Source organism: Serratia sp. TSA_105.2 (genome assembly GCF_052692115.1).
In genome coordinates this window covers 226,725-252,318 of record NZ_JBQZFT010000001.1, presented here as the reverse complement: position 1 = coordinate 252,318, position 25,594 = coordinate 226,725, and the positions used below count along the sequence as shown (strand labels likewise).

The 25,594-nt window shown below is 61.4% G+C and carries 22 protein-coding genes, 1 tRNA gene and 1 riboswitch; of the genes, 11 read left to right on the top strand and 12 right to left on the bottom strand.

Annotated elements, in window-relative coordinates:
• Positions 1–45: 45 nt before the first annotated feature.
• On the bottom strand, positions 46–699 hold the full coding sequence (ribB, locus tag ACUTSC_RS01100) for a 3,4-dihydroxy-2-butanone-4-phosphate synthase (protein WP_004937218.1): 654 nt from the start codon (positions 697–699) through the stop codon (positions 46–48).
• 110 nt (positions 700–809) lie between these two features.
• Positions 810–970, bottom strand: a riboswitch (FMN riboswitch).
• Between the two features lie 145 nt (positions 971–1,115).
• Between ribB and ubiK the strand changes: the two genes are divergently transcribed.
• Complete coding sequence (gene ubiK / locus ACUTSC_RS01095) at positions 1,116–1,391, top strand: ubiquinone biosynthesis accessory factor UbiK (RefSeq protein WP_004937216.1); 276 nt, start codon at positions 1,116–1,118, stop codon at positions 1,389–1,391.
• A gap of 58 nt (positions 1,392–1,449) precedes the next feature.
• Here ubiK and hldE read toward each other — a convergent pair whose 3' ends face one another.
• The 3 genes from hldE to ACUTSC_RS01080 all read right to left on the bottom strand — a co-directional run bounded on the left by hldE (position 1,450) and on the right by ACUTSC_RS01080 (position 7,148).
• Positions 1,450–2,880 (bottom strand): bifunctional D-glycero-beta-D-manno-heptose-7-phosphate kinase/D-glycero-beta-D-manno-heptose 1-phosphate adenylyltransferase HldE, encoded by a 1,431-nt coding sequence (gene hldE / locus ACUTSC_RS01090; protein WP_197767495.1) that lies wholly within the window; start codon positions 2,878–2,880, stop codon positions 1,450–1,452.
• A 77-nt stretch (positions 2,881–2,957) separates the two neighbouring features.
• The gene (gene glnE / locus ACUTSC_RS01085) at positions 2,958–5,795 is read right to left on the bottom strand and encodes a bifunctional [glutamate--ammonia ligase]-adenylyl-L-tyrosine phosphorylase/[glutamate--ammonia-ligase] adenylyltransferase (protein WP_197767496.1); all 2,838 of its coding nucleotides are present in this window, start codon (positions 5,793–5,795) and stop codon (positions 2,958–2,960) included.
• Positions 5,796–5,840: 45 nt separating this feature from the next.
• A complete protein-coding gene (locus ACUTSC_RS01080) occupies positions 5,841–7,148 on the bottom strand; it encodes a CYTH domain-containing protein (protein WP_197767497.1) in 1,308 nt (435 codons plus the stop codon).
• 278 nt (positions 7,149–7,426) lie between these two features.
• On the opposite strand from ACUTSC_RS01080, the gene ACUTSC_RS01075 reads away from it, so the two are divergent.
• Together ACUTSC_RS01075 and ACUTSC_RS01070 are read left to right on the top strand one after the other, a co-directional pair.
• Positions 7,427–8,047, top strand: a complete 621-nt coding sequence (locus tag ACUTSC_RS01075) for a TIGR04211 family SH3 domain-containing protein (RefSeq protein WP_197767498.1) — start codon at positions 7,427–7,429, stop codon at positions 8,045–8,047.
• Positions 8,048–8,169: 122 nt separating this feature from the next.
• Positions 8,170–9,414: a multifunctional CCA addition/repair protein gene (locus ACUTSC_RS01070; protein WP_197767499.1), complete on the top strand. Its 1,245-nt coding sequence runs from the start codon at positions 8,170–8,172 to the stop codon at positions 9,412–9,414.
• 39 nt (positions 9,415–9,453) lie between these two features.
• On the opposite strand, the gene bacA is transcribed toward ACUTSC_RS01070, so the two are convergent.
• Entirely contained in the window at positions 9,454–10,278 is an 825-nt protein-coding gene (bacA, locus tag ACUTSC_RS01065; protein WP_004937204.1) for an undecaprenyl-diphosphate phosphatase, read from the bottom strand.
• 131 nt (positions 10,279–10,409) lie between these two features.
• A complete protein-coding gene (folB, locus tag ACUTSC_RS01060) occupies positions 10,410–10,769 on the bottom strand; it encodes a bifunctional dihydroneopterin aldolase/7,8-dihydroneopterin epimerase (RefSeq protein ID WP_197767500.1) in 360 nt (119 codons plus the stop codon).
• A 107-nt stretch (positions 10,770–10,876) separates the two neighbouring features.
• On the opposite strand from folB, the gene plsY reads away from it, so the two are divergent.
• A complete protein-coding gene (gene plsY, locus ACUTSC_RS01055) occupies positions 10,877–11,521 on the top strand; it encodes a glycerol-3-phosphate 1-O-acyltransferase PlsY (protein ID WP_197767501.1) in 645 nt (214 codons plus the stop codon).
• Between the two features lie 30 nt (positions 11,522–11,551).
• On the opposite strand, the gene tsaD is transcribed toward plsY, so the two are convergent.
• Positions 11,552–12,565: a tRNA (adenosine(37)-N6)-threonylcarbamoyltransferase complex transferase subunit TsaD gene (tsaD, locus tag ACUTSC_RS01050; RefSeq protein WP_049198481.1), complete on the bottom strand. Its 1,014-nt coding sequence runs from the start codon at positions 12,563–12,565 to the stop codon at positions 11,552–11,554.
• Between the two features lie 325 nt (positions 12,566–12,890).
• Between tsaD and rpsU the strand changes: the two genes are divergently transcribed.
• From rpsU to rpoD, 3 genes are all read left to right on the top strand, one after another.
• Complete coding sequence (rpsU, locus tag ACUTSC_RS01045; protein WP_001144069.1) at positions 12,891–13,106, top strand: 30S ribosomal protein S21; 216 nt, start codon at positions 12,891–12,893, stop codon at positions 13,104–13,106.
• Between the two features lie 136 nt (positions 13,107–13,242).
• Positions 13,243–14,994 carry a DNA primase gene (dnaG, locus tag ACUTSC_RS01040; protein WP_197767502.1) on the top strand — a complete coding sequence of 584 codons (1,752 nt, stop codon included), beginning with the start codon at positions 13,243–13,245 and terminating at the stop codon, positions 14,992–14,994.
• 157 nt (positions 14,995–15,151) lie between these two features.
• Entirely contained in the window at positions 15,152–16,993 is a 1,842-nt protein-coding gene (gene rpoD, locus ACUTSC_RS01035) for an RNA polymerase sigma factor RpoD (RefSeq protein ID WP_063988654.1), read from the top strand.
• A gap of 74 nt (positions 16,994–17,067) precedes the next feature.
• Here rpoD and mug read toward each other — a convergent pair whose 3' ends face one another.
• Complete coding sequence (gene mug / locus ACUTSC_RS01030; RefSeq protein ID WP_060419767.1) at positions 17,068–17,556, bottom strand: G/U mismatch-specific DNA glycosylase; 489 nt, start codon at positions 17,554–17,556, stop codon at positions 17,068–17,070.
• Positions 17,557–17,702: 146 nt separating this feature from the next.
• Here mug and ACUTSC_RS01025 point away from each other — a divergent pair.
• Together ACUTSC_RS01025 and aac(6') are read left to right on the top strand one after the other, a co-directional pair.
• Positions 17,703–17,778 (top strand) — tRNA-Ile (locus ACUTSC_RS01025).
• 122 nt (positions 17,779–17,900) lie between these two features.
• Complete coding sequence (gene aac(6') / locus ACUTSC_RS01020) at positions 17,901–18,341, top strand: aminoglycoside 6'-N-acetyltransferase (RefSeq protein ID WP_197767510.1); 441 nt, start codon at positions 17,901–17,903, stop codon at positions 18,339–18,341.
• Here the strand turns inward: aac(6') and ACUTSC_RS01015 are convergent, their stop codons facing one another.
• Positions 18,342–19,058, bottom strand: a complete 717-nt coding sequence (locus ACUTSC_RS01015; protein WP_197767611.1) for an HPP family protein — start codon at positions 19,056–19,058, stop codon at positions 18,342–18,344. It abuts the gene before it with no gap.
• A gap of 171 nt (positions 19,059–19,229) precedes the next feature.
• Between ACUTSC_RS01015 and yfcF the strand changes: the two genes are divergently transcribed.
• Positions 19,230–19,865, top strand: a complete 636-nt coding sequence (gene yfcF / locus ACUTSC_RS01010) for a glutathione transferase (protein WP_197767511.1) — start codon at positions 19,230–19,232, stop codon at positions 19,863–19,865.
• A gap of 73 nt (positions 19,866–19,938) precedes the next feature.
• Here the strand turns inward: yfcF and ACUTSC_RS01005 are convergent, their stop codons facing one another.
• Genes ACUTSC_RS01005 through ACUTSC_RS00995 form a run of 3 tightly spaced genes read right to left on the bottom strand, consistent with a single transcriptional unit; the run spans position 19,939 to position 23,971 of the window.
• Positions 19,939–21,180 carry an aromatic amino acid transport family protein gene (locus tag ACUTSC_RS01005; protein ID WP_197767512.1) on the bottom strand — a complete coding sequence of 414 codons (1,242 nt, stop codon included), beginning with the start codon at positions 21,178–21,180 and terminating at the stop codon, positions 19,939–19,941.
• 58 nt (positions 21,181–21,238) lie between these two features.
• Positions 21,239–22,693, bottom strand: a complete 1,455-nt coding sequence (locus tag ACUTSC_RS01000; RefSeq protein WP_197767513.1) for a succinate-semialdehyde dehydrogenase — start codon at positions 22,691–22,693, stop codon at positions 21,239–21,241.
• Positions 22,694–22,705: 12 nt separating this feature from the next.
• Positions 22,706–23,971, bottom strand: coding sequence for a 4-aminobutyrate--2-oxoglutarate transaminase (locus ACUTSC_RS00995; RefSeq protein ID WP_197767514.1), 1,266 nt, complete (start codon positions 23,969–23,971; stop codon positions 22,706–22,708).
• A 121-nt stretch (positions 23,972–24,092) separates the two neighbouring features.
• Between ACUTSC_RS00995 and pdxR the strand changes: the two genes are divergently transcribed.
• Positions 24,093–25,583 (top strand): MocR-like pyridoxine biosynthesis transcription factor PdxR, encoded by a 1,491-nt coding sequence (pdxR, locus tag ACUTSC_RS00990; protein ID WP_197767515.1) that lies wholly within the window; start codon positions 24,093–24,095, stop codon positions 25,581–25,583.
• The last annotated feature ends 11 nt before the right edge of the window (positions 25,584–25,594 follow it).

Sequence of the window (25,594 nt, the reverse complement as noted above, 5' to 3'; positions counted from 1 at the left end):
AAAGCCGCGTAACGCGGCTTTTTTATCGTTGAAAGCGGCCGGCTATCAGCTGGCTTTTTTCTCGTGCGCCTGGCGGTAGGCCACCAGATCTTCGATGGTCAGCACCACCATGTCGTGCTGTTTGGCGAAGGTAATCACTTCCGGCGCATGCGCCATGCTGCCATCGTCGTTGGTCAGCTCACACAGCACGCCGGCAGGTTTGAAACCGGCCATGGAAACCAGATCGATGGTCGCTTCGGTGTGGCCGCGACGGCTCAGCACGCCGCCCGGCTGCGCGCGCAGCGGGAATACGTGGCCCGGACGGTTCAGGTCGCTCGGCTTGGCGCTGTCTGCCACCGCCGCACGGATGGTGGTCAGGCGATCGGAAGCGGAAACCCCGGTGGTCACACCCTGCGCCGCTTCGATGGTCACGGTGAAGGCGGTCTGGAACTGACTGGAGTTGTTGGTCACCATCATCGGCAGCTCAAGCTGCTGACGGCGTTCTTCGGTGATGCACAAGCACACGATACCGCTGCCGTGGCGAATGGTCAGCGCCATCTGCTCAACGGTCATGGTTTCCGCGGCGAAGATCATGTCACCTTCGTTTTCACGGTTTTCATCATCGAGCACCATTACGCCGCGCCCGTTGCGCAGTGCGTCGATCGCGCGTTCAACGCGTTCTGTCGGCGTGCCGAAGTCTGAAAGTAGCGTCTGATTCATGGTAAAAAACCTCATTAAAAAATTATGGATTACCAGAACCAGGGCGATCTTGAGGAGTAGCTAGCAATAGCTAAAAAAATAACGCAAGCGGGCGCAAGCCCGGCAGATACCGTTACTCTCTCCCATCCGGACTATAACCGTCGGCCCCGGAATTACACCGGATCTGCTGACCTCTAACCGGCCCTGACGGGCTGACTGAGCGCTCGCGGGCTTTCACCGTAGAAGGTGATTTACCGCCGGTGGGGACTTTCACCCCGCCCTGAGAATAAGCAGGATGACTATAACGCTAATGGGTAGGCAGGGCAATTGGCAAAAGCACAATTCGGCCACGCACGGCGAATGCGCTTAATGGTTTATCCGGCGGGCAACTCGCATTACACTAAGCGGCAGCTATTAAACTCTGAAAGGGATACGCCATGATTGACCCGAAAAAAATCGAACAAATCGCACGCCAGGTTCATGAGTCCATGCCTAAAGGCGTTCGTGAATTCGGGGAAGACGTTGAGAAAAAAATCCGTCAGGTCCTGCAGTCGCAGCTGACCCGCCTGGATTTGGTTAACCGCGAAGAGTTCGACGTACAGACTCAGGTGCTGTTGCGCACCCGCGAGAAGCTGGCGCTGTTGGAACAGCGCATGGCCGAGCTGGAAAGCAAACTGAGCGCGGCACCAGCCGCCAAGCAGGAAGACGAATAAATTCCCGCCAAGGGCGCGCACCTGAACCGCGCGCCCTTGTTCTTTAGGTCGCTCGGCGTTAGCCGCGCCCGTCTTTAATCGCTTTGATGATGTTGGTGGTCGACAGCCCGTCTTCAAAGTTCAGCACTTTGACATCGCCGCCGTTGGCCCACACTTCCGCACTGCCGGCAATCTCTTCCGGTTTGTAATCACCGCCTTTCACCAGCAGATCCGGCAGGATGTCGGCGATCAAGCGCTGCGGCGTATCCTCTTCGAACGGCACCACCCAATCCACCGCTTCCAGCGCGCCCAGCACGATCATCCGATTCTCCAGCGCGTTGACCGGGCGTGTTTCCCCTTTCAGGCGTTTGGTCGACGCATCGCTGTTCACCGCCACGATCAGGCGGTCGCCCAGCTTGCGGGCGTTGGCCAGATAAGAGACGTGGCCGGCATGCAAAATGTCGAAGATGCCGTTGGTCATCACCACTTTTTCGCCGCGCTGACGCGCCTGCGCCACGGCATGCTTCAACTGCGCTTCGGTCATCACGCCAAAACCGGTTTCGGCACGGCCGCGCACCGCGTTTTCCAACTCGATGGGCGACACGGTGGAAGTACCGAGCTTGCCCACCACCACGCCGGCGGCGGCGTTGGCCAGGAAACAGGACTCTTCCAGCGAATTACCGGCGGCCAGCGAGGCGGCCAGCACGCCGATCACGGTGTCGCCCGCGCCGGTCACATCGAACACTTCCTGCGCCTGGGTCGGCAGGTGCAGCGGCTCAACGCCCGGCTGCAGCAGCGTCATGCCGTGTTCGGAACGGGTGACCAACAGCGCCGACAGCTCAAAATCCGCCACCAGCTTCATGCCGCGTTCCACCAGTTCCGCCTCATCCTTGCAGTGGCCCACCACCGCTTCGAACTCGGACAGGTTCGGCGTCAGCAGCGTCGCGCCGCGATAGCGCTCGAAGTTAGAGCCTTTCGGATCGATCAGCACCGGTACCTTGGCGGCGCGCGCCAGTTGGATCATGCCCTGCACCTGGCTGAGCGCGCCCTTGGCGTAATCGGACAGCACCAGCGCGCCGATCTGCGGCAGCGCCTGCTGAATGCGCTCCAGCATCGGCTGCGGATCGACGTTGGAGAAGCCTTCTTCGAAGTCGAGACGGATCAGCTGCTGGTTGCGCGACAGCACGCGCAGCTTGGTGATGGTCGGATGGGTCGGCACCGAGACGAAGTCGCAGCGCACGTTGACTTCATTCAGTTTGGCGCTCAGCGCCCGCGCCGCATCGTCGATGCCGGTCAGGCCCACCAGGCGGGAAGTGGCCCCCAGCGAAGCGATGTTCATCGCCACGTTAGCCGCGCCGCCGGGACGCTCTTCGATGGTATCGACCTTGACCACCGGCACCGGGGCTTCCGGTGAAATGCGGCTGGTCGGCCCATACCAATAGCGATCCAACATGACGTCACCGACCACCAGCACACCGGCGCGGCGAAAATCAGGCAGCGTAACTTTCATCCGATAACTCCAAAAAAGTACAAAATTTTAGTGGCGCAGATATTACCACAGACCGCCGGAATACCCGCAAAAAGGTATTAATCCAGCCATTTGGCCCAGCTGGCGCGCACCTGCTCGCGCTCGGCGGCGAACAGTTCGCTACCGACCTTGCCGGAATGCTCCTGCAGCGCCAGATGGTGGATCTCGTCGCGCATGGTGACATAGGCCTGGGTCAACGCGCGCGCCTCCTCTTCCGGCATGATGTCGTAATTGGCCATCAGCTCGAAGATGCGCACGTTGTCCGACCAACGCGTCAGCCGCGGTTCACCCGGCGCATAGCGTAAGACCAGATATTGGGCGATAAATTCGATGTCGGTAATGCCGCCCTCATCGGTTTTGATATCAAACAGATCGCGCTGCTTGTTGCCGAGATGGTTGCGCATCTTTTCGCGCATCTCGCGCACTTCGCGCTTCAGGATCTCCGCATCACGCGTTTTGCACAGGATCTCGCGCCGGATCGCATCGAACTGCTGATGCAGCGCCGGATCGCCATGCACGATGCGCGCGCGCACCAGGGCCTGATGCTCCCAGGTCCAGGCTTCGTTTTGCTGGTAGTCGGCGAACGCCTCGACGGTGCTGACCAACATCCCCGCAGCGCCGGAAGGCCGCAGGCGCGCGTCCACCTCATACAGAATGCCGGAGGAGGTGCGGGTGCTGAACAGATGCATCACCCGCTGCGCAAGCCGCAGGTAGAACTGACGGCCGTCGATGCAGCGATCGCCGTCGGTCATCACCTCCGGCGGGCAATCCAGCAGGAACACCAGATCGAGATCGGAACTGTAACCCAGCTCCCAGCCGCCCAGCTTGCCGTAGCCGATCACCGCAAAGCCGCGCCCTTCACGCTCCTGCAGATGGGTCGGCTGGCCGTAGCGCGCCACCATGTCGCTCCAGGCCTGTTGCACCACCGCGTCGATGATCGCCTCCGCCAGATAAGTCAGGTGGTCGCTCACTTTCATCACCGGCAGCGCGCCGGCGATATCCGCCGCGGCGATGCGCAGCTGCTGCGCCTGCTTGAACTGGCGCAGCGCCTCCAGCTTTTGCTCTTCGTCGTCTTCCGGCACCCGTAGCAGGTACTGGCGCAGCTCGCTGCGGTAGGCGTCCAGCGCCACCGGCTGATACAGCGTGGCCGGATCCAGCAGTTCGTCCAGTAACAGCGGGTAGCGCGACAGCTGGTTGGCAACCATCGGCGACGCGGCGCACAGGCGGATCAGATGGCTGAGTGCCGCGTGATACTCTACCAGCAGCTCGAGGTAGGTGGTGCGGGTGACGATGCTGAGCAGCAGCTGCGCCAGCCGCACCAGCGCGGTCGGCGCGTCCTGGCGCGGGCATACCTCCGCCAGCAGGCGCGGCATCAGCTGATCGAGCACGTCGCGGCCGCGCGGGCCGATGGTGCGTTTGTCGACGTCATGGCGGAAATCGGCGATGGTGCGCAGCATCTGTCGGCGCCCCTCTTCGTCCAGGTGCGGCGTCAGTGGCGCCAGCTCGTTTTCCTCCAGCGCGTCCTGCCACAGGCTGTGGTAGTGCTGATAGTCGGGATCTTCGCCGACATCCGGGCTATCATCACCTATCAGGTCATCGAACACGGCGCGCACCGCCTGCATGTGCAGCTCCAGCGCCGCCATCAGCGCCGGCCAATCCGCCAGCCCCATGCCGTAGGCCAGCCGCGCCTGATCGAGCGCATCCTGCGGCAGCGTCTGGGTTTGCTGATCGCCGATCGCCTGCAGCAGATTCTCCAGCCGCCGCAGGAACAGGTAGGCGGCGCTCAGCGCCCGCACCTGCTCGGCCTCCAGCAGCCCCAGCTCCCCCACCGCCTGCAGCGTCGGCAGCAGCGAACGCCCCTGCAGCGCCGGCTCGCGGCCGCCGCGGATCAGCTGGAATACCTGGGTGATGAATTCGATTTCGCGAATGCCGCCGGCGCCCAGCTTGATGTTGTCCTTCAGGCCGCGACGCCGCACTTCACGGGCGATCATGCCCTTCATGTTGCGCAACGACTGGATGACGCTGAAATCGATATAGCGGCGGAACACGAATGGCCGCAGCGTTTTACGCAGCTCCTGGCTGTAAGCGTCTTCCGCGCCGCCCATCAGGCGCGCCTTCACCATCGCATAGCGCTCCCAGTCGCGCCCCTGCTCCTGATAGTAATCTTCCAGCGCCGCGAAGCTCATCACCAACGGGCCGCTGTCGCCGAACGGCCGCAGCCGCATGTCGACGCGATAGACGAAGCCGTCGATAGTCTGCTGATCCAGCGCCTTGATCAGCCGCTGGCCGAGGCGGGTGAAGAACTGGGCATTGTCCAGCTCGCGCCGCCCGCCCTGGGTCTGGCCGTTTTCCGGGTAGGCGAAGATCAGATCGATATCCGACGAGAAATTCAGCTCGCCGCCGCCCAGCTTGCCCATGCCGAGGATCAGCAGCGGCTGCGGTTCACCGGCGGCGTTGCACGGCGTGCCCCACTCGCGGCAGCAGGTTTGGTACAGCCAGTCGCGCGCGCTAACGATCAGCGTTTCCGCCAATCCGCTCAGCTGCAGCAGCGTTTCTTCGGTCGAACACAGCCCCTGAGCCTGCACCCAGGCAATGCGCACCAGCGTTTCACGGCGAAACAGACGCAGCGTGCGCATCAGCTGCGCCTCATCGCGCACCTCTTCCAGCTCGTCCTGCAGCCAGGCAGCATAGTGTTGCCACTCGCCGGGCGCCGGCGGCTGTTCGCGCAGCGTCGCCAGCCAGGCCGGCTGGGCAAGCAGCGCGTCGCTGACGAAATCGCTCGACGCCAGCACCCACTGCTCCTGTTCGCTAAAGGCGCAGTCCGCGCCGTGAACTTCCTGAAAACGCTGCACAACCTGCTGTGCCTGAGCCTGCAACGCGGCTGAAAGTGGCGACATAGTGTATGACCCGTTCTGCGGCCCACGGCTGGCGGGCCGGCTGGATTAACGAAGCGCGCCGTTTAACCAGAATGGCGCATGCGATAAGGCCTGTTTGCGGCTGGCTTCATACCAGCCCTGGCGGCGCTCGCTCAGCGCTGCCTGCAGCTCACGCCAGGCCTCGATATAAGGCCCGGTCTGCTCGTCGGGATAGGCGCCCGACAGCAGGACCAGCGCCGAAATCTGACGCGTCAGTCGCGGCAATTGTTCCTGATATTCATCTTCGTTCAGCGTACGGCTGAAGGCTTCTTTCAGCTCCGCGCTGCTGCGCCCCAGCATGATGTCGCTGAAGCGCTTGAAAGAACCGTCCAGCTTGGCCTGCGCTTTGGCATCGATAAACGGCCGCCAGGCGCCGCTCACCAGCCATGATGTGAGCGCCAACTTACATTGCAGATAGGCCGTGCTGTAGCACAGGGTCTCTGGCTGTGCGGCTTTGTCCGCCAACAGCGGCTCGAGCTCGGTCAGGCGGGCGCGCAGATCGGCGCTGGCCTTGCGCGGCACCAAACCGCCGAAAATCACCAGCGCCTGGCGGATCGTTCCGACCGCCTCAACCACCGAGGCGCGCGCCTGCGCGTCGCCGCGTAGCCACAGCTCTTCGTGGTACTGCCAGTGGCTCAGCGCCAGCTCGAAGGCGGCGATCATCCCCTGCTCTACGGTCGCCTTGGCCGCCGGCTTCAGCACCTGCAGCGGGCGCATCTCGCGCGGCGGATTGCCCTGCGCCAGATGGTAACCGCGCGCCGCCTTGCTCAGGCTGCCCTGACGCAGCCCGTCGTGCGCCGCCAGCTCACCGGCCAACGCCAGCAGATCGGCGGTATCGCCTTTCAACAACTCCAGCTCGATCTCGCTCAGGGCTTCGCTGAGGTCACCGGCACGCACCTCGCCCTGGTCCAGGCCAATCTCGATCTCGCTTTGGCCGTAAGTAACCACCCACTTCTCACGCACGAAATCGGTACGGAACAGCGGTTGCAACGCCTGCTGCAACGCTGCGATATCGCAATCCTGCGGCCAAATGTCGGCAGGAAACTGCGCCAGCACCAGCTGCGGCTCGGCGATAGCGACATTGTATTCCGGGCGCTGGTGCAGGCCGCCCACCACTTTACCGGCGGTTTTGATGGTCATCTCATAGCGATCGTCGAAACCGCGAATGCGCAGCCCCATGTCGTGACGGCGCAGGAAGTTGTCGGCCGTTTCGAAGTAAATGTTGGTCAGCTTTTGCGGCTCGGAATGCTGATGCGGCCAGGCGGCGAGCCATTGCGGCAAAGCGGCCACCGCTTGCGGCGCGGCGATAAATTTCAGTTCAATTTCAACGGTCATAATTCTTTAACACCAATAAGTTATGCATTCACGTCGGTTTCAGCGCGGCGCGTTCGGCCCGCCGTATGCTGCCCACTGACGCACAGTTGCCGTTATCTTACCGCGATTCCCGGTGCCTTAACCCTGCTAACTGTAGAAAAAACCTGTTACGTTATAAAACGCTGCGCAACTCACAGAATCAGCCACAGTAAGATAGTTCTCATTCCGGTTTTGGCGTTGCGTCGTCAGACTGAACCCTCTACTATCGTTCCATAAATTCACCCAGAAACGATGAACTAATGCAGAAATTACGCCTGATTTGCCTTGCCGCGCTGAGCTTCAGCATCACTTGGGCCGCACATGCCGAAGATAAACGCTATATCTCCGATGAGTTAAGCACTTACGTCCATAGCGGCCCAGGTAATCAGTACCGTATTGTCGGCACTCTGAACGCCGGTGAAGAAGTCACCCTATTGAGCGTCAACGACAGCACCAACTACGGCCAGATCCGCGATCCGAAAGGGCGCACCACCTGGCTCCCGCTCGATCAGCTCAGCCAGACGCCAAGCCTGCGCACCCGCGTGCCCGAGCTGGAGCAGCAGGTGAAAACCCTGACCGACAAGCTGGCCAACATCGATAACACCTGGAACCAGCGTACCTCGGAAATGCAGGAAAAAGTCGCGGGCAGCGACAGCACCATCAGCAGCCTGCAGAAGGAAAACCAGGATCTGAAAAACCAGCTGGTGGTCGCACAGAAGAAGGTCAACGCCGTTAACCTGCAGCTCGACGATAAGCAGCGCACCATTATCCTGCAGTGGTTCATGTACGGCGGCGGCGTCGCCGGCGTCGGTTTGCTGCTGGGCCTGCTGTTGCCGCACCTGATCCCGCGCCGCAAGAACAACAATCGCTGGATGAACTGATCTCAGTATCGTTCAGTTTGAGTATGGGCGCCTGCGGGCGCCCTTTTCATTGGTGCCGACATCCCGCAGCCAATTCATGTAATCTGATAGACAGAGCCTTACACGATATTCAGGAGTCAACAGTGCAGATTTATCTGGTCGGCGGCGCCGTTCGCGACAGCCTGCTCAACATCCCGGTAGTCGATCATGATTGGGTGGTGGTGGGCGCCACGCCGGCGGAGCTGCTGGCATTGGGCTACCAACAGGTCGGCAAAGATTTCCCGGTGTTCCTCAACCCCGATTCTCATGAGGAGTACGCGCTGGCGCGCACCGAGCGCAAATCCGGCCAGGGGTACACCGGTTTTACCTGCTATGCCGCGCCGGACGTCACGCTGGAAGAAGATCTGCTGCGGCGCGATCTGACCATCAACGCCATCGCCCGCTCCGCCGAAGGGGAACTGATTGATCCTTACGGCGGCGTGGCCGATCTGCAGGCGCGCGTGCTGCGCCACGTTTCCGACGCGTTTGGCGAAGATCCGCTGCGCGTACTGCGCGTGGCCCGCTTCACTGCCCGCTTCGCCCACCTGGGTTTTCACATCGCCGACGAAACGCGCGCCCTGATGCGCCAAATGGCGCATAGCGGTGAACTGGCTGCGCTGACCGCCGAACGCGTCTGGAAGGAAACCGAAAAGGCGCTGCAAAGCCAGAGCCCGCAGGTCTATTTTCAGGTGCTGCGCGACTGTGATGCGCTGGCGGTGCTGTTCCCGGAAATCGACGCGCTGTTCGGCGTACCGGCCCCCGCCAAGTGGCACCCGGAGATCGACACCGGCGTGCACACGCTGATGGCGTTGGCGATTGCCGCCCGCCTCACGCCGGAGGTGGACGTGCGCTTCGCCACCCTGTGCCATGACCTCGGCAAGGGGTTGACGCCGAAAGCGTTCTGGCCGCATCACCACGGCCACGGCCCGGCAGGCGTGCGGCTGGTCGAAGCGCTGTGCCAGCGACTGCGGGTGCCCAACCCGGTGCGCGATCTGAGCAAGCTGGTGGCCGAGTACCATGATCTGATCCACACCGTGAACAAGCTGCGGCCGGAAACCCTGCTGAAGCTGTTCGACGCCATCGACGTCTGGCGCAAGCCCCAAAGGCTGGAGCAGATTATCCTGGCCAGCGAAGCGGACGCGCGTGGCCGTACCGGCTTTGAGGAAAACCCTTATCCGCAGGGCGACTATCTGCGTCAGGCGTATCAGGTGGCGAACGCGGTATCGATTAAAGAAGTGGTCGCCAGCGGGCTGCAGGGCACCGCGATCCGCGATGAGCTCAAACGCCGCCGCCAGCAGGCGCTGGCCGACTGGAAACTCAGCCAAACGATTATCAACGATCAGGCATAAAAAAACCCCGCAGAGCGGGGTTTTTTCTTGGCGTCGGGCTTACAGGAATACCATGTAAACCACGGCCGCCACGATAAAGCGGTAGATGGCGAACGGCACGAACGAGATGCGCTTGATCAGCGACAGGAAGGTCTTGATCGCAATCAGCGCCACCACGAAGGCCGTTACGAAACCGACGGCGAACATCGGCAGATCGCCCCAGGTCAGGAAGTGCAGGCTCTTGTACAGATCCAGGCCGCTGGCGCCAATCATCATCGGCACCGCCAAAATGAAGGAGAACTCGGACGCCGCATAGCGGTTCACGCCCACCAGCATACCGCCGGCGATAGTGGAACCCGAACGGGAGAAGCCCGGCCACAGCGCCAGGCACTGGAAGCAGCCGATCATGAACGCCTGGCGGTAGGTGATGTCATCCAGCCCTTCCGCGCTCGGTTTCTTCGGCTTCAGCCATTCCGCCGCCAGCAGCAGCAGGCCGCCGACCACCAACGCATACATCACGTTTTTCGGCGCGAACAGCGACTTGATGAAATCATGGAAGGCCAGACCCAGCACCACCGCCGGGATCATCGCCAGCAGGATGTGCCCCAGCTTCAGTTGGCCGCTGGTTTTGCCCTCGTGCTCCACCGGCTTGCCGCCGAAATGGATACCGATCAGGCCGAACAGCCGGCGCCAGAACATCACCACCACGGCCAGGATCGACCCCAGTTGGATGATGACTTCAAAGGTTTTGGCTTTGTCGCCGGTAAAGCCCAGCCACTCGCCAACGATAATCATATGCCCGGTGGAAGACACCGGCAGAAATTCGGTTAACCCCTCGACAACCCCAAGAACAAACGCAATAAACAGTGAATGCATGTCAGCCATGTGCTTCGATCACCCTATAAATAACGGCTATCACATAAAAAAGCGGCAGTGTTTAAAGACAATGCCGCTAAAACAATTCTCAGGATTAAGACCAGGTTAACGGTCTTTCGTTGCAAGCAGATGACATAAAATTATGCGGGACGAGTACCGCGCTCAATGATCACGCCGACCCGACTGGCATGTGCTACAGCGCCCGGTTTGCTGACCTTAATACGGACCCAGGGGGAATTGAAGCGCTGAAGCAAAATTTCGGATATTTCCTCCGCCACGCGTTCCACCAGCGCGAAGCGGTTCGACTCAACGTGCCGGATCACGGCGTCGCTGACGTCGGCATAGCTCAGACAGTCGGTTACGTCATCGCTGGCGGCGGCCGGCCGGTTATCCCAGCCCATTTCGATATCGAACACCAGCTTCTGACGAATGCCCTGTTCCCACTCATAAACGCCAATGGTGGTAATTACGGTAAGCTCTTCAATAAATACGATATCCATCACGTCATTCTCTGTTTTTGGCCTTGCCGGATACCACTTCCAGCGGAATGTGCGTATTATCCATAGATGTTGCGAGTAAAACGACCATTATTAAACGGAACCGCGTTATGAGTGCTACCGCGCTTGGCATGATTATCTTCGCGTATCTGTGCGGCTCGATTTCGAGCGCGATCCTGGTTTGCCGGATCGCCAGGCTGCCGGACCCGCGTGAGCATGGCTCAGGAAACCCCGGGGCGACCAACGTCCTGCGCATCGGCGGCCGGCTTGCGGCGGCGGCGGTGTTGGTGTTCGATATTCTGAAAGGGATGTTGCCGGTCTGGCTGGCCTACAAACTCGATGTGCCGCCGCTGTACCTCGGCCTGACGGCGATCGCCGCCTGCCTGGGGCACATCTATCCGGTGTTCTTCCACTTTCGCGGCGGTAAAGGCGTGGCGACGGCGTTTGGCGCCATCGCGCCTATCGGTTGGGATCTGACCGGCCTGATGACCGGCACCTGGCTGCTGACGGTGTTGCTCAGCGGCTACTCTTCGCTCGGCGCTATCGTCAGCGCGCTGATCGCCCCGTTCTACGTCTGGTGGTTCAAACCGCAGTTCACCTTCCCGGTGGCGATGCTCTCCTGCCTGATCCTGATGCGGCATCACGACAATATCCAGCGCCTGTGGCGCGGCCAGGAAGGCAAGATTTGGGGCAAGTTCCGCAAGAAGAAAAACGACGCGGATACGGATAACGGCGACCAGCCGAAAGACGAATAACAGAAGGGCCGGATTATCCGGCCCTTTGCTTTATACCGCAGGCAGTTCCGCCAGCGGCCAGCGCGGCCGCACCGAAACGCTCAGTTCCGGGCTGGCGCCGCTCTTCAGGCGCACCATGCCGGCATAGGCGATCATCGCGCCGTTGTCGGTGCAAAATTCCGGGCGGGCATAGAACACTTCCCCACCGCGCTTGTGCATCATCTCCGCCAGCTTGGCGCGCAACGTACGGTTGGCGCTCACGCCGCCGGCCATCACCAGGCGTTTAAAACCGGTCTGCTCCAGCGCGCGTTTGCACTTGATTGCCAGCGTATCCACCACCGCATCCTCGAAGGCGCGGGCGATGTCGGCACGCGTCTGATCGTCGTTGCCGTTGGAACGAATGGTGTTGGCGGCGAAGGTTTTCAGCCCGGAGAAGCTGAAGTCCAGGCCCGGACGATCGGTCATCGGCCGCGGGAAGGTGAAACGTCCCGCCGTGCCCTGCTGCGCCATCTTAGACAGCATCGGCCCGCCGGGGTAATCCAGGCCGAGCAGCTTGGCGGTTTTGTCGAACGCTTCGCCGGCGGCATCGTCGATCGATTCGCCCAGCAGTTCATACTCACCGATGCCGGTGACGCTGATCAGTTGAGTATGGCCGCCGGAGACCAGCAGCGCGACGAACGGGAACGCCGGCGGGTTGTCTTCCAGCATCGGTGCCAGCAGGTGGCCTTCCATATGGTGCACCGGCACCGCCGGCACGTTCCAGGCGAACGCCAGCGCGCGCCCCACGGTAGCGCCGACCAACAGCGCCCCCACCAGGCCTGGCCCGGCAGTGTAGGCCACGCCGTCGATGTCGGCCGGGGTCAGGTTGGCCTCTTTCAGCGCTGCCTGAATCAGCGGCACGGTTTTGCGCACGTGATCGCGGGAGGCCAGTTCCGGCACCACGCCGCCGTAGTCGGCGTGCAGCTTCACCTGGCTGTATAATTGGTTGGCCAACAAACCGGTTTGATCGTCATACACTGCAATTCCGGTTTCATCGCAGGACGTTTCTATACCCAGTACTCGCATTACATTTCCCATCATTCACGTGCGGCCGCCAGTCTACCACATTCCGCCGCATTTACCGCCGGTGCCGCGCATCTTGTCACCGGCTCGCACCTATGTCGATGATTCATCCAGAAAATGCCCAGGCGATTAAAGACGAGCATTTTTTTCTGATTAGTCTATAATCAGCGCCCGGTGCAAAATTGCGCACGTTGCGGCAGAGCGACGCGGGTTTCAATTTGCGGTGATGCTTTACAAAGCAGCATCCATTGGAGTAAAATTCCGCACCATTTTGAAAAGGCTGGCGCTTGGCCAGCAACAAACCGAATTTTATTGAGGTGAGAGGCACATGCCGGTAATTAAAGTACGTGAAAACGAGCCATTTGACGTTGCTCTGCGTCGTTTCAAACGCTCTTGCGAAAAAGCGGGTGTTTTAGCTGAAGTTCGTCGTCGTGAGTTTTATGAAAAACCAACTACCGAACGTAAACGCGCTAAAGCTTCTGCTGTGAAACGTCACGCGAAGAAACTGGCTCGCGAAAACGCACGCCGCACTCGTCTGTATTAATTCTTCGGGGGCAACCCCACCGCGTGAATTTCTGATTTTCAAAATCGCGCAGACCGAGTAGTTGCATACGAAGGCCGTGCTTTCCGAAAGGAATGCGCGGCTTGTTCTCGTTTATAGGCTAATGAAGTAAGGGCTTATGGCTGGACGAATTCCGCGCGTATTTATCAATGACTTGCTGGCTCGCACCGACATCGTCGACCTGATCGACGCCCGCGTGAAGCTCAAGAAGCAAGGCAAGAACTACCACGCGTGCTGTCCGTTCCACCACGAAAAGACGCCTTCCTTTACCGTTAATGGCGAAAAGCAGTTTTATCACTGTTTTGGGTGTGGTGCGCACGGCAACGCCGTCGATTTTTTGATGAATTACGACCGACTCGAGTTTGTCGAAACCATCGAAGAGCTGGCGACCATGCACGGGCTGGAAGTGCCTTACGAAGCGGGCACCGGGCCAACCCAGATCGAACGCCATCAGCGCCAGAGCCTGTACCAACTGATGGAGCAGCTCAGCGCGTTCTATCAACAGTCACTGCAGCAGTCCTCCGGGGCACCGGCACGCAGCTATTTGCAGCAGCGCGGATTAAGTGACGACGTTATTCGCCATTTCGCCATCGGCTTCGCGCCGGCGGGATGGGACAACGCCCTGAAGCGTTTCGGCCGCGACGCCGACTCGCGCCGCGCATTGAACGATGCCGGCATGCTGGTGACTAACGATCAGGGGCGTTCGTACGACCGTTTCCGCGAACGGGTGATGTTCCCCATCCGCGACAAACGCGGGCGCGTGATCGCCTTCGGCGGCCGCGTATTGGGCGACGGTATGCCGAAGTACCTGAACTCGCCGGAAACCGAAGTTTTCCATAAGGGCCGCCAGCTGTATGGCCTGTATGAAGCACAGCAGAACCACCCTACCCTCCAGCGGCTGCTGGTGGTGGAAGGGTATATGGACGTGGTGGCGTTGGCGCAATTCGGCATCGATTATGCCGTCGCCTCGCTCGGAACCTCGACGACGGCTGAACACATTCAGCTGCTGTTCCGCGCCACCGACAACGTCGTCTGCTGTTACGACGGCGACCGCGCCGGCCGCGAAGCGGCCTGGCGAGCGCTGGAAACCGCGCTGCCGTACCTGAACGACGGGCGCCAGCTGCGGTTCATGTTTTTGCCCGACGGCGAAGATCCGGACACCCTGGTGCGCAAGGAAGGCAAAGAAGCCTTCGAACAGCGAATGGAGCAGGCGCAGCCGCTGTCCACGTTCCTGTTCGAAAGCCTGCTGCCGCAGGTGGATCTGAGCAGCCCGGACGGGCGTGCCAAGCTGAGCACGCTGGCGCTGCCGCTGATTACGCAGGTGCCGGGCGAAACGTTGCGCTTGTACCTGCGCCAGGAGCTCGGCAACAAGCTGGGGCTGCTGGACGACAGCCAGCTCGACAAGCTGATGCCCAAGCAGGCGGAAAATGCGCATCCTTATCAGGCGCCCCAGCTAAAACGCACAACCATGCGTATACTGATAGGGTTACTGGTGCAAAATCCGCAGTTGGCTACACTTGTACCTTCTCTTGAAGGGTTGCAACACGCCAAACTACCAGGCCTGCCGCTGTTCAGCGAGCTGGTGAGCCTTTGCCTGGCTCAACCTGGAATAAAAACGGGCCAGATTCTGGAAGAATATCGGGATACAAAGTTCAGCGCTAACCTTGAAACTTTGTCTGCCTGGAACGATATATCAGATACAGAGATTGCAGAAAGAACCTTTCTGGACTCCCTGAATCATATGTTCGACTCTGTGCTCGAAATACGGTTAGAAGAGTTGCTGGCACTCTCCCGTACGCAGGGCTTGAGCCCCTCAGAGCGAGAAGAAGTTCGTATGATCAACGAGTCAAGAGCTGGAAAGAAAAACTGAATACCAAACGGCTTAAGTGCCGATAATTGCGAGGGCAGAGCCCTGCACAGTGCCGCCATAGTGGGCCGCGGCGATAACGAAAACGCCCCAAATGCTATTGTTGGCGGTTTCGCCGACCGACACCAACCTAAATACTCTGAAGTGTGGATACCGTCTTATGGAGCAAAACCCGCAGTCACAGCTGAAGCTACTTGTCACCCGTGGTAAGGAGCAAGGCTATCTGACCTATGCTGAGGTCAATGACCATCTGCCGGAAGATATCGTCGACTCCGATCAGATCGAAGACATCATCCAGATGATTAACGACATGGGCATCCAGGTGATGGAAGAAGCACCGGACGCCGATGACCTGCTGCTCGCCGAAAACTCGAACAGCACGGACGAAGATGCGGAAGAAGCCGCCGCACAGGTTCTGTCCAGCGTGGAATCCGAAATCGGCCGCACCACCGACCCGGTGCGCATGTATATGCGCGAAATGGGTACCGTCGAACTGCTGACGCGCGAAGGCGAAATCGACATCGCCAAGCGCATCGAAGACGGCATCAACCAGGTGCAGTGCTCGGTTGCCGAATACCCGGAAGCCATTACCTATCTGCTTGAGCAGTACGATCGCGTCGAAGCGGGCGAAGCGCGCCTGTCCGATCTGATCACCGGCTTCGTCGATCCTAACGCGGAAGAGGACATCGCCCCCACCGCGACCCACATCGGTTCTGAGCTGTCGAGCGAAGAGCAAGACGACGACGAAGAAGACGAAGACGACGAAGACGACGACACCGAAGACGACAACAGCATCGATCCTGAGCTGGCGCGTCAGAAGTTCGCCGATCTGCGCGATCAGTACGAAACGACCCGTCTGGTGATCAAGAAGAACGGCCGCAGCCATGCCAGCGCCGCGGAAGAGATCCTGAAGCTGTCTGAAGTGTTCAAGCAGTTCCGCCTGGTGCCGAAACAGTTCGACTTCCTGGTCAACAGCATGCGCACCATGATGGATCGCGTTCGCACCCAAGAACGTATCATCATGAAGCTGTGCGTTGAACAGTGCAAAATGCCGAAGAAGAACTTCGTCACCCTGTTCGCCGGCAACGAAACCAGCGATTCCTGGTTCGAAGCCGCGCTGGCGATGGCCAAGCCATGGTCGGAAAAGCTGAAAGACGTGGCCGAGGACGTGCAGCGCAGCCTGCAGAAACTGCGTCAGATCGAAGAAGAAACCGGCCTGACCATCGAGCAGGTCAAAGACATCAACCGTCGCATGTCGATCGGTGAAGCGAAAGCCCGCCGCGCGAAGAAAGAGATGGTTGAGGCCAACCTGCGTCTGGTTATTTCCATCGCCAAGAAATATACCAACCGCGGCCTGCAGTTCCTGGATCTGATCCAGGAAGGCAACATCGGCCTGATGAAAGCGGTAGACAAGTTCGAATACCGCCGCGGCTATAAGTTCTCGACGTACGCCACCTGGTGGATCCGTCAGGCTATCACCCGCTCCATCGCCGACCAGGCGCGCACCATCCGTATTCCGGTGCATATGATTGAGACCATCAACAAGCTCAACCGTATTTCGCGCCAGATGCTGCAAGAGATGGGCCGCGAGCCGACGCCGGAAGAGCTGGCCGAGCGCATGCTGATGCCGGAAGACAAGATCCGCAAGGTGCTGAAGATCGCCAAAGAGCCAATCTCGATGGAAACGCCGATCGGCGACGACGAAGATTCGCATCTGGGCGACTTCATCGAGGATACCACCCTCGAGCTGCCGCTGGATTCCGCGACCTCGGAAAGCCTGCGTTCCGCCACCCACGACGTGCTGGCCGGCCTGACCGCGCGCGAAGCGAAAGTGCTGCGCATGCGTTTCGGTATCGACATGAACACCGACCACACGCTGGAAGAGGTCGGCAAGCAGTTTGACGTTACCCGTGAGCGTATTCGTCAGATCGAAGCCAAGGCACTGCGCAAGCTGCGTCACCCGAGCCGCTCCGAAGTGCTGCGCAGCTTCCTGGACGACTAAGTCCGGCTGCCGCACCCAAAACAAAAACCCCGGCCTGCCGGGGTTTTTTTATGCCCTGAATACGCCCCGCCGCATCATTGCAACGCCAGGAACAGCTCGCGATAGCTGGCGGTAAGCTGCTCCAGCGTGGCGCGATTCAATCCGCTGGGGTTAGGCAATACCCACACCTCGGTCTCCCCCAGCATCAGCGCCTGTTTGCCCCAGGGCGCGTTTTTCACCCCGAAGGCGGTGGTGAACGCCTGCTTGCCCAAAATCGCCAGCGCGCGCGGCTGATAGCGCAGGATTTTCTCTTGCAGCACCTCGCCGCCACTGCGCAGCTCGTCGCGCGACAGCTCGCTGGCCGCCACCGTCGGGCGCGCCACCAGCGCGGTAATGCCGCAGCCGTTATCCTTCAGCTGCTGCCACTGCTCCGGCGCCAGCTGGCGCTCGGTAAAGCCGGCCTGATGGATCACCTTCCAGAAGCGATTGCTGCCGTTGGCGAAAGGGTAGCCCTGATGGGCGGAAGAAAGGCCGGGGTTGATGCCGCAAAACACCACCCGCAGGTTAGGCGCCAGAAGTTCCATGAGTGTCGTGAGTCCATTGCAGGGATTTACTGCGGTTATCGCAAAATCCGCCAGCAATTACAACAGGCTAGAACTGTGCAGAAAAGCAACATACGGGCGGGTAACAGTAGACCGCCGCTTAAGGATTCCCTATAATCTCGCGGCTTGGCCCCTTAGCTCAGTGGTTAGAGCAGGCGACTCATAATCGCTTGGTCGTTGGTTCAAACCCAACAGGGGCCACCAAATTTTAGCTGTTTTCACGGCCTTACAAGCCATCCTGCCCGGGGTGGCTTTTTTGTTTCCCGCCGCCGTGCCACACTTCTCTCTCGGCATTCCTGATTTATTCCGACTCATAAGGCCCCTGCATGATCGTCAACTGCGACCACGACAACCTCGACGCCTGGCTGGCGCTGCGCTCAGCGCTGTGGCCCACCTGCCCGTTGGAAGAACACCGCGCGGAGATGCGTGAAATATTGGCTTCGCCGCACCACACCGCGTTTATGGCGCGGGGACTGGACGGCGATTTCGTTGGCTTTGCCGAGATCGCGCTGCGCTACGATTACGTCAACGGCTGCGAATCGTCGCCGGTGGCATTTCTGGAAGGGATTTACACCGTCGAACGCGCCCGCCGCCAAGGCTGGGCCGCGCGCCTGATCGCGCAGGTGCAGGAGTGGGCCAAGCAGCAGGGGTGCAGCGAGCTGGCGTCGGATACCGATATCGCCAATCTGGACTCCCAGCGCCTGCATGCGGCGCTGGGCTTTGCCGAAACGGAACGGGTGGTGTTTTACCGCAAAACGTTGGGCTGATCAGGCGGTCTTGCTTTGCCGCTGATGCGCCAGCTGCTCGGCGCGCAGCAGGATCTCCTGCAGATCGTCCTCGTCGATATCGAACAGGTCCCCCTCCATCAGCGCCTCGTGCAGATCGGCGCGGGTGATGGACACGGCATCGATCGGCAGATTGGCCGGTTTGGCCTCCGCCGGCGCCAGCGCGTGCGGGTAGCGTCGCCCGGCCAGGTTGTTGAACAGAATGGCCAGCGCCGCCAGCAGCACCGAGTTCAGCAGCACCGGGTACAGCACGAAGTCATAGCCCATCTGGTGAATACCGGGGCCGCCGAGGATGGCGGTCAGCGCCACCGCGCCACCCGGGGGATGCAGGCAGCGCAGCTTGAACATCAGGCCGATGGCCACCGCCGCCGCTATGCCGCAGGCCAGGCCCGGATCGGGGATCAACAGACCGGCACTGACCCCCACCGTCGCCGCCAGCGCATTGCCGCCGACGATCGACCAGGGCTGCGCCAACGGGCTGTTGGGCACGCCGAACAGCAACACCGCCGAGGCGCCCATCGGCGCGATAAACCACAGGTTCACCTCGCCCAAAACAAAGTGGCTGATCCAGCCGGCGAGCATCAGCCCCAAACCGGCGCCGACGCTGGAAATCAGCATCTCTCGCTTGCCCACCGCCAGCGGGTGCGGCCACAGGCGCGCACATCCCACTTTCACTCGTTCTATCCACTGCGTTTTCATGTTACCCAATACGGCTCAATTCACGTGTTGGCAACAAATATATCACATCATCCTGAAGGAACTCACGGCGCCGTAAACCGCGCCGCCCAAGAACTTTTAGGCTAACAGATTGATTTTTAGCCTCCCCTCAACAATGATCAATGTTCCCCCCTTAACCCCGAGGAACCGCCGATGTCTCAACCGATCATCGAGCTTTACACCGACAGTGAATTTTTCAGCCCGTACGCCATGTCCGCCTTTGTCGTGCTGACGGAAAAAGGCATTCCGTTCACCGTGAAGACGGTGGATCTGGCGAAAGAAGAGAACAAAGAGGCAGCCTACGCGGCGCTGTCGCTCACCTGCCGGGTGCCGACGCTGGCGATCGGCGAGTTCCAGCTCTCGGAGTCTTCGGCGATCGCCGAATACCTGGAAGACATCCATCCGGCCCACGCCGTATACCCGCGCGACGTAAAGCTGCGCGCCAAAGCGCGTGAGATCCAGGCCTGGCTGCGCAGCGATCTGCTGCCGATCCGCGCTGAGCGCTCGACCGAGGCGGTATTCAACAACGGTAAGTTCCCGCCGCTGTCCGAAACCGCGCAAGAGGCCGCGCGCAAGCTGATCGACGCCGTCGAAAAGCTGCTGAGCCACGGACAGGACAATGTATTCAGGGAGTGGTGCATCGCCGACACCGATCTGGCGCTGATGCTCAACCGGCTGGTGATACACGGCGATCCGGTGCCGGAGCGCGTGCGCCACTATGCGCACAAGCAGTGGCAGCGCCCGTCGGTGCAGGCGTGGCTGGCGTTGTCGGAAAAACGGCGCGCCTGAGAAAAAAAGCGGCGGCCACGACGCCGCCGTTCTCAATGCCGAGAAACAACATCACTGCTTGAGGGAAGGCAAATCACCATCCAGAGGGCAGATAGCCTAACAATGAAGCGATGGCGTACACCGCGCTGGCCAGGTACAGCAGCACAATGCTGACCTGCAGCAACGGGTGCGTGATCCAATTGCACTGCCAGCGTGGGGTCTGGTCGCCCTGCTTGCGCGCGCCGCGCAGGATCAGCATCGGCATGATCGACAGGATCACCCCGCTGAACACCCCGGCGAAGTAGAGCGCGTTGACGAACGACACCAGGCCGCTGTAGGCCAGCACGAACGGCGGCACCACCACCAGCAGCAGTACGCCGAAGCGGCGCAGCGGCAGCTCGTCATTGCCCAGCCGGAACTTGTCGAAAATATTGGTCAGGAAGCTGCCGCCCAATCCCCAGTACGAAGTCAACATCGCGCACAGCGCAAAGATGTTGGCGGAGAAGAACGCCCACTGCCCCAGCGCCTGGCCCCAGGAGATAGTGGCCACGTCGGAGATGTCATCCAGCCCGCTGAGCGCGATCACCGACATCGGCACCGCCGCCAGCAAAATGAAGGTCACCACCATACCGACGATGATCGCCTTCGGCAGTTGCTCAGGCTTGTCGGCAAAGCCGCGCGCCATCTCCGGCACGATGTACTGCGCCGAGAAGCAGAACACCACCACGTTGAACACCGGCACCATATAGCGCCAGTCGCCGTCCAGCAGGTTGCGCATCTGGGTGGTGTCTTTCAGCAGCGTTGCCGCCACCAGCGCGGTCAACATCACCACCATGCCGATGCTGATGAACTTCTCGCCGCGGCCGATCGCTTTCAAACCGAGGTACAGCACGCCGGCGGCGGGCACGAAGAACAGCAGGCTGCCCAGCGCCGGCGAGATGCCGAACAGCGATTGCAGCAGCTTGCCGCTGCCGGTCATATAGGCGGTAAGCGCCCCAACGCTGTTGACGCACACCGAAGCGAACATCAGCCAGGCGCCCAGGCCGCCGACGTAGCGCTTCGCCAGCCCGCTCAGCTGCAGATGCGCGCGGGTGCGCAGCGTGGATTCGGCGACGTACAGCATAGTGATGGTGGTCAGGCTCCCCACCAGCACCAGCCAGAACAGCAGCGGCAGGAAACCGGCCTTGCTGGAGGCGTAGGCGATGGAGAGCACCCCGGCGCCGATGTTGGTGCCGACGATCATCGCCACCCCTTCGAGGAAACTTAACGATTTGGCGGGTGCAGGTGCTCGCACCCCGGCGGCAAGCACCGGAGAAACAGAGATATTATCAGACATGCATCATCCTTTATCGCCCGGCGACGCTGGCCGCCGGGATGGGTTAACGTCCTGACGCTCAACAGCTCACATCGATACACAGGTATTTCAGCTCCAGATATTCTTCTATCCCGTAGCGCGATCCTTCGCGCCCGAGCCCTGACTGCTTCACGCCGCCGAACGGCGCCACCTCGTTGGAAATCAACCCGGTGTTGATGCCGACCATGCCGTACTCCAGCGCTTCCGGCACGCGCCACTGGCGCGCAGCGTTCTGCGTGAACAGGTAGGCGGCCAGGCCGAATTCGGTGTCGTTGGCCATGGCGATGGCTTCCGCCTCGTCATGGAAACGGAACAGCGGCGCCACCGGCCCGAAGGTCTCTTCTTTGGCGAAGCGCATCTTCTGCGTTACCCCGGTCACCACCGTCGGCTGGAAGAAAGTGCCGCCGAGCGCGTGCGGCTGGCCGCCGGTGGCGATCTGCGCCCCTTTGATCAGCGCATCGTCGATATGGCTCTGCACCTTCGCCACCGCATCGCTGTCGATCAGCGGCCCCTGGGTGGTGCCTTCCTGGCTGCCGTCGCCGACTTTCAGCTGTTCGACCGCCGCCACCAGTTTCTCCGCCAGCCGCTCGTAGATGCCGTCCTGCACGTAGATGCGGTTGGCGCAGACGCAGGTCTGGCCGCTGTTGCGGAACTTGGAGGCCATGATGCCCGCCACCGCCGCGTCCAGATTGGCGTCGTCGAACACGATGACCGGCGCGTTGCCACCCAGCTCCAGCGACAGTTTCTTGATGCTCGGCGCGCACTGCGCCATCAGGATGCGGCCGACCTCGGTCGAACCGGTAAAGCTCAGCTTGCGCACCACCGGGCTGTCGCACAGCACCTTGCCCACCTGCGCCGCTTCGCCGGTCACCACCTGTAAAACGCCGGCGGGAATGCCAGCGTCCTGCGCCAGCTTGGCCAGCGCCAACGCGGTCAGCGGCGTTTGCTCGGCCGGTTTGACGATGATGGCGCAGCCCGCCGCCAGCGCCGGCGCCACCTTGCGGGTGATCATCGCCGCCGGGAAATTCCACGGGGTGATGGCCGCGCACACGCCGATCGGCTGCTTAACCACCACCAGGCGCTGCGAAGCCTGTGGCGCCTGCAATACCGCGCCGTCCACCCGCTTGGCCTCTTCGGCGAACCAGGTGATGAACGACGCGGCGTAGGCCACTTCGCCGCGCGCTTCCGCCAGCGATTTGCCCTGCTCGGCGGTCATCAACTGCGCCAGATCTTCCTGTGCGGCCAGCACCTTGTCGGCCCAGGCCAACAGCAGCGCGGAACGCTGCTTGGCAGTCAGCTGTTTCCACTCGCTTTGCGCCCGCTGCGCCGCCGCGATCGCCTGCTGGGTTTCCTCTTCGCTGACCAGCGGAATGCTGGCCAGTTCGACGCCGGTGGCCGGGTTGATCACCGCTTCGCGCTGGCCGCTCAGGGCATCGCACCATTCGCCGTTGATCAGACACTGGCTGCGCAGCAGCTCGGGATTGTTCAATTTCATGCCGTTCGCTCCTTAGTGAGCCAGCGCGCGGGTCAGAATGCCCATCGCCTTGGTGAACTGATCGTCCGGGATGGTCAGCGGGTACAGGAAGCGGATCACGTTGCCGTTCACGCCGCAGCTCAGCAGCAGCAGCCCTTCCTCCATCGCCTTCTGCTGCACCTGACGGGTGATCTCCGCCGAAGGCTTGCCGGTAGCCGGATCGTTGAACTCCACCGCCACCATCGAACCTTGCGCACGCACATCGGCGATCGCCGGGCTGGTTTTGCGCGCCTGCTGCAACACTTCCACCAGGTGCTCGCCCAAGCGCTGGGCGCGCTGGCATAGCTGCTCTTCGTCGATCACGTCCAGCACCGCATGCGCCGCGGCCACCGCCAGCGGGTTACCGGCGTAGGTGCCGCCCAGCCCACCCGGCGCCGGCGCGTCCATCACCTCGGCGCGGCCCGCCACCGCCGACAGCGGCATGCCGCCCGCCAGGCTTTTCGCCATGGTGATCAGATCCGGTTTAACGCTGTAGTGCTCCATGGCGAACAGCTTGCCGGTACGGGCGAAGCCGGTCTGCACTTCGTCGGCGATCAGCAGGATGCCATGCTGGTCGCACAGCGCGCGCAGCGCCTGCATGAACTCGGCTGGCGCCACGTTGAAGCCGCCTTCGCCCTGCACCGGCTCCAGCACGATCGCCGCCACCTGCTTGGGATCGATATCCGCTTTAAACAGGCGATCCAGGCTGTTCATCGCGTCTTCGGTGGTCACGCCGTACAACGCGTTCGGGTACTGGCCGTGGAACACCGAGCCGGGGAATGGGCCGAAGCCCAGTTTGTAAGGCGCCACTTTGCCGGTCAGCGCCATGGTCATATAGGTGCGGCCGTGGAAACCGCCGCCGAAGGTGATCAACCCCGGGCGGCCGGTGTAAGCGCGGGCGATCTTCACCGCGTTTTCCACCGCTTCCGCGCCGGTGGTGAAGAAGGCGGTTTTACACGGGCCGGCGATCGGCGCGCGCTGGTTGATACGCTCCGCCAACGAGACATAGCTTTCGTAAGGAACGATCTGATAGGCGGTGTGGGTGAAGGCCTGCAGCTGCTTTTCAATCGCGGCGATCACCTTCGGGTGGCGGTGGCCGGTGTTCAGCACGGCGATCCCCGAGGCGAAATCGATCACTTCTTTGCCTTCCACATCCCACAGCGTGGCGTTCTCTGCGCGCTCGGCGTAAAAACCACACATCACGCCCACTCCGCGCGGGGTGGCGTCCTGACGGCGTTGGTTCAATTCTGCGTTTTTCATGCTGTTCTCTCCGGTCGGTGCCAGTTACACGTTTCGTTCACATTCGTGAAACAATGCCGTTTATTTACACAGGATGTGGCCCTATAATCGAGTGCCAGTTACGAATAATTGAGGGATCCAATTGCGCTCATTGAGTGGTGATCTGTTGCTGCAGCGCCTCGGCGAGCAGCCCGATGACAAGCTGCACAAGCGGCTTTACAACGCGATCCGCACCAGCATTCTCGACGGCAGCCTGCCGCCCTCCAGCCGCCTGCCCGCCTCGCGCGATCTGGCGCAGGAGCTCAGCCTGTCCCGCAACACCGTGTTAACCGTTTACGAACAACTGCTGGCGGAAGGTTACGTGTCGGCGCGCGCCGGCAGCGGTACCTTCGTCGCCGACACGGTGCCGGACAGCTGCCTCTCCACCGGCGGCGCCCCGGCGAACGGCAGCGGGCAACCACGCCGCGTCGAATTGTCGGAGCGCGGCGCCACGCTGCTGCACCACGCCAGCGCCAGCCCCAAACAATGGGGGGCGTTCATTCCCGGCGTGCCCGACGTCAACGCCTTTCCCCATCAGCTGTTCAGCAAGATCCAGGCGCGCCTCAGCCGCCGCCCGGCGCCGCAGCGGCTGACCTACAGCAATCAGGGCGGTAGCCCGGAGCTGCAACATGCATTGGTGGAGTATTTACGGGTAGCGCGCTCAGTGCACTGCTCGCCGGAACAGATCCTGATCACCGAGGGCATCCATCAGGCGATCGATCTGGTGACGCGCATGTTGTGCAATCCGGGGGATGACGCCTGGATCGAAGAGCCGGGCTATTGGGGGATCCGCAATATCCTGCGCATCAATGCGCTGAATATCTGCCCGCTGGCGGTGGACGAAGCCGGGCTGGTGCCGCCGGAGCAGCCGACCACCCCGCCGCGGCTGATCTTTGTTACCCCGTCGCACCAGTATCCACTCGGCTCGGTGATGAGCCTGGCGCGGCGCCAACGGCTGCTGGCGCTGGCGCGCAACGCCGGCGGTTGGATCGTCGAGGACGACTACGACAGCGAATTCCGCTTTTCCGGCCAACCGATCCCGGCGCTGCAAGGGCTGGAGGCCGATGCGCCGGTGATTTACATCGGCACCTTCAGCAAGACGCTCTACCCGGCGCTGCGCCTCGGCTATGTGGTATTGCCGCTGCCGCTGGTGCAGGCGTTGAAAACCGCCCACGCCGAGCTGTACCGCGGCGGGCACCTGCTGATCCAGAGCGCGCTGGCGGAGTTTATTCAGGCGGGGCACTACACCGCGCATATCCGCCGCATGCGGTTGCTGTACGCCCGGCGGCGCGCCTTTCTGACCGGATTGATCGAACAGCACCTCGGCAAACAGGCGCTCAGCGAGTTCAACAGCAACGCCGGATTGCATCTGATCCTCAATCTGCCGGACGAGGCCGACGACGTGGCGATCGCCGCCGCCGCCGGCGCGCAGGGGGTGCTGGTGCGGCCGCTGTCGCGCTACTACATGCTGCCCAACCGCCGGCGCGGCCTGCTGATGGGGTTTGCCTGCGTACCGGAAGAGCAGATGGCCGCGGCCTTCACCCAACTGTTGGCGTGCATTAACGCGCCCGAGATGCAAAAGGCGGCCCCCTAGGGCCGCCTTCA

Bases quoted from the DNA above. Each gene is read 5' to 3' on its own strand.
- ribB (WP_004937218.1), bottom strand. From the start codon at position 699: ATGAATCAGACGCTACTTTCAGACTTCGGCACGCCGACAGAACGCGTT.
- ubiK (WP_004937216.1), top strand. From the start codon at position 1,116: ATGATTGACCCGAAAAAAATCGAACAAATCGCACGCCAGGTTCATGAG.
- hldE (WP_197767495.1), bottom strand. From the start codon at position 2,880: ATGAAAGTTACGCTGCCTGATTTTCGCCGCGCCGGTGTGCTGGTGGTC.
- glnE (WP_197767496.1), bottom strand. From the start codon at position 5,795: ATGTCGCCACTTTCAGCCGCGTTGCAGGCTCAGGCACAGCAGGTTGTG.
- ACUTSC_RS01080 (WP_197767497.1), bottom strand. From the start codon at position 7,148: ATGACCGTTGAAATTGAACTGAAATTTATCGCCGCGCCGCAAGCGGTG.
- ACUTSC_RS01075 (WP_197767498.1), top strand. From the start codon at position 7,427: ATGCAGAAATTACGCCTGATTTGCCTTGCCGCGCTGAGCTTCAGCATC.
- bacA (WP_004937204.1), bottom strand. From the start codon at position 10,278: ATGGCTGACATGCATTCACTGTTTATTGCGTTTGTTCTTGGGGTTGTC.
- folB (WP_197767500.1), bottom strand. From the start codon at position 10,769: ATGGATATCGTATTTATTGAAGAGCTTACCGTAATTACCACCATTGGC.
- plsY (WP_197767501.1), top strand. From the start codon at position 10,877: ATGAGTGCTACCGCGCTTGGCATGATTATCTTCGCGTATCTGTGCGGC.
- tsaD (WP_049198481.1), bottom strand. From the start codon at position 12,565: ATGCGAGTACTGGGTATAGAAACGTCCTGCGATGAAACCGGAATTGCA.
- rpsU (WP_001144069.1), top strand. From the start codon at position 12,891: ATGCCGGTAATTAAAGTACGTGAAAACGAGCCATTTGACGTTGCTCTG.
- dnaG (WP_197767502.1), top strand. From the start codon at position 13,243: ATGGCTGGACGAATTCCGCGCGTATTTATCAATGACTTGCTGGCTCGC.
- rpoD (WP_063988654.1), top strand. From the start codon at position 15,152: ATGGAGCAAAACCCGCAGTCACAGCTGAAGCTACTTGTCACCCGTGGT.
- mug (WP_060419767.1), bottom strand. From the start codon at position 17,556: ATGGAACTTCTGGCGCCTAACCTGCGGGTGGTGTTTTGCGGCATCAAC.
- ACUTSC_RS01015 (WP_197767611.1), bottom strand. From the start codon at position 19,058: ATGAAAACGCAGTGGATAGAACGAGTGAAAGTGGGATGTGCGCGCCTG.
- yfcF (WP_197767511.1), top strand. From the start codon at position 19,230: ATGTCTCAACCGATCATCGAGCTTTACACCGACAGTGAATTTTTCAGC.
- ACUTSC_RS01005 (WP_197767512.1), bottom strand. From the start codon at position 21,180: ATGTCTGATAATATCTCTGTTTCTCCGGTGCTTGCCGCCGGGGTGCGA.
- ACUTSC_RS01000 (WP_197767513.1), bottom strand. From the start codon at position 22,693: ATGAAATTGAACAATCCCGAGCTGCTGCGCAGCCAGTGTCTGATCAAC.
- ACUTSC_RS00995 (WP_197767514.1), bottom strand. From the start codon at position 23,971: ATGAAAAACGCAGAATTGAACCAACGCCGTCAGGACGCCACCCCGCGC.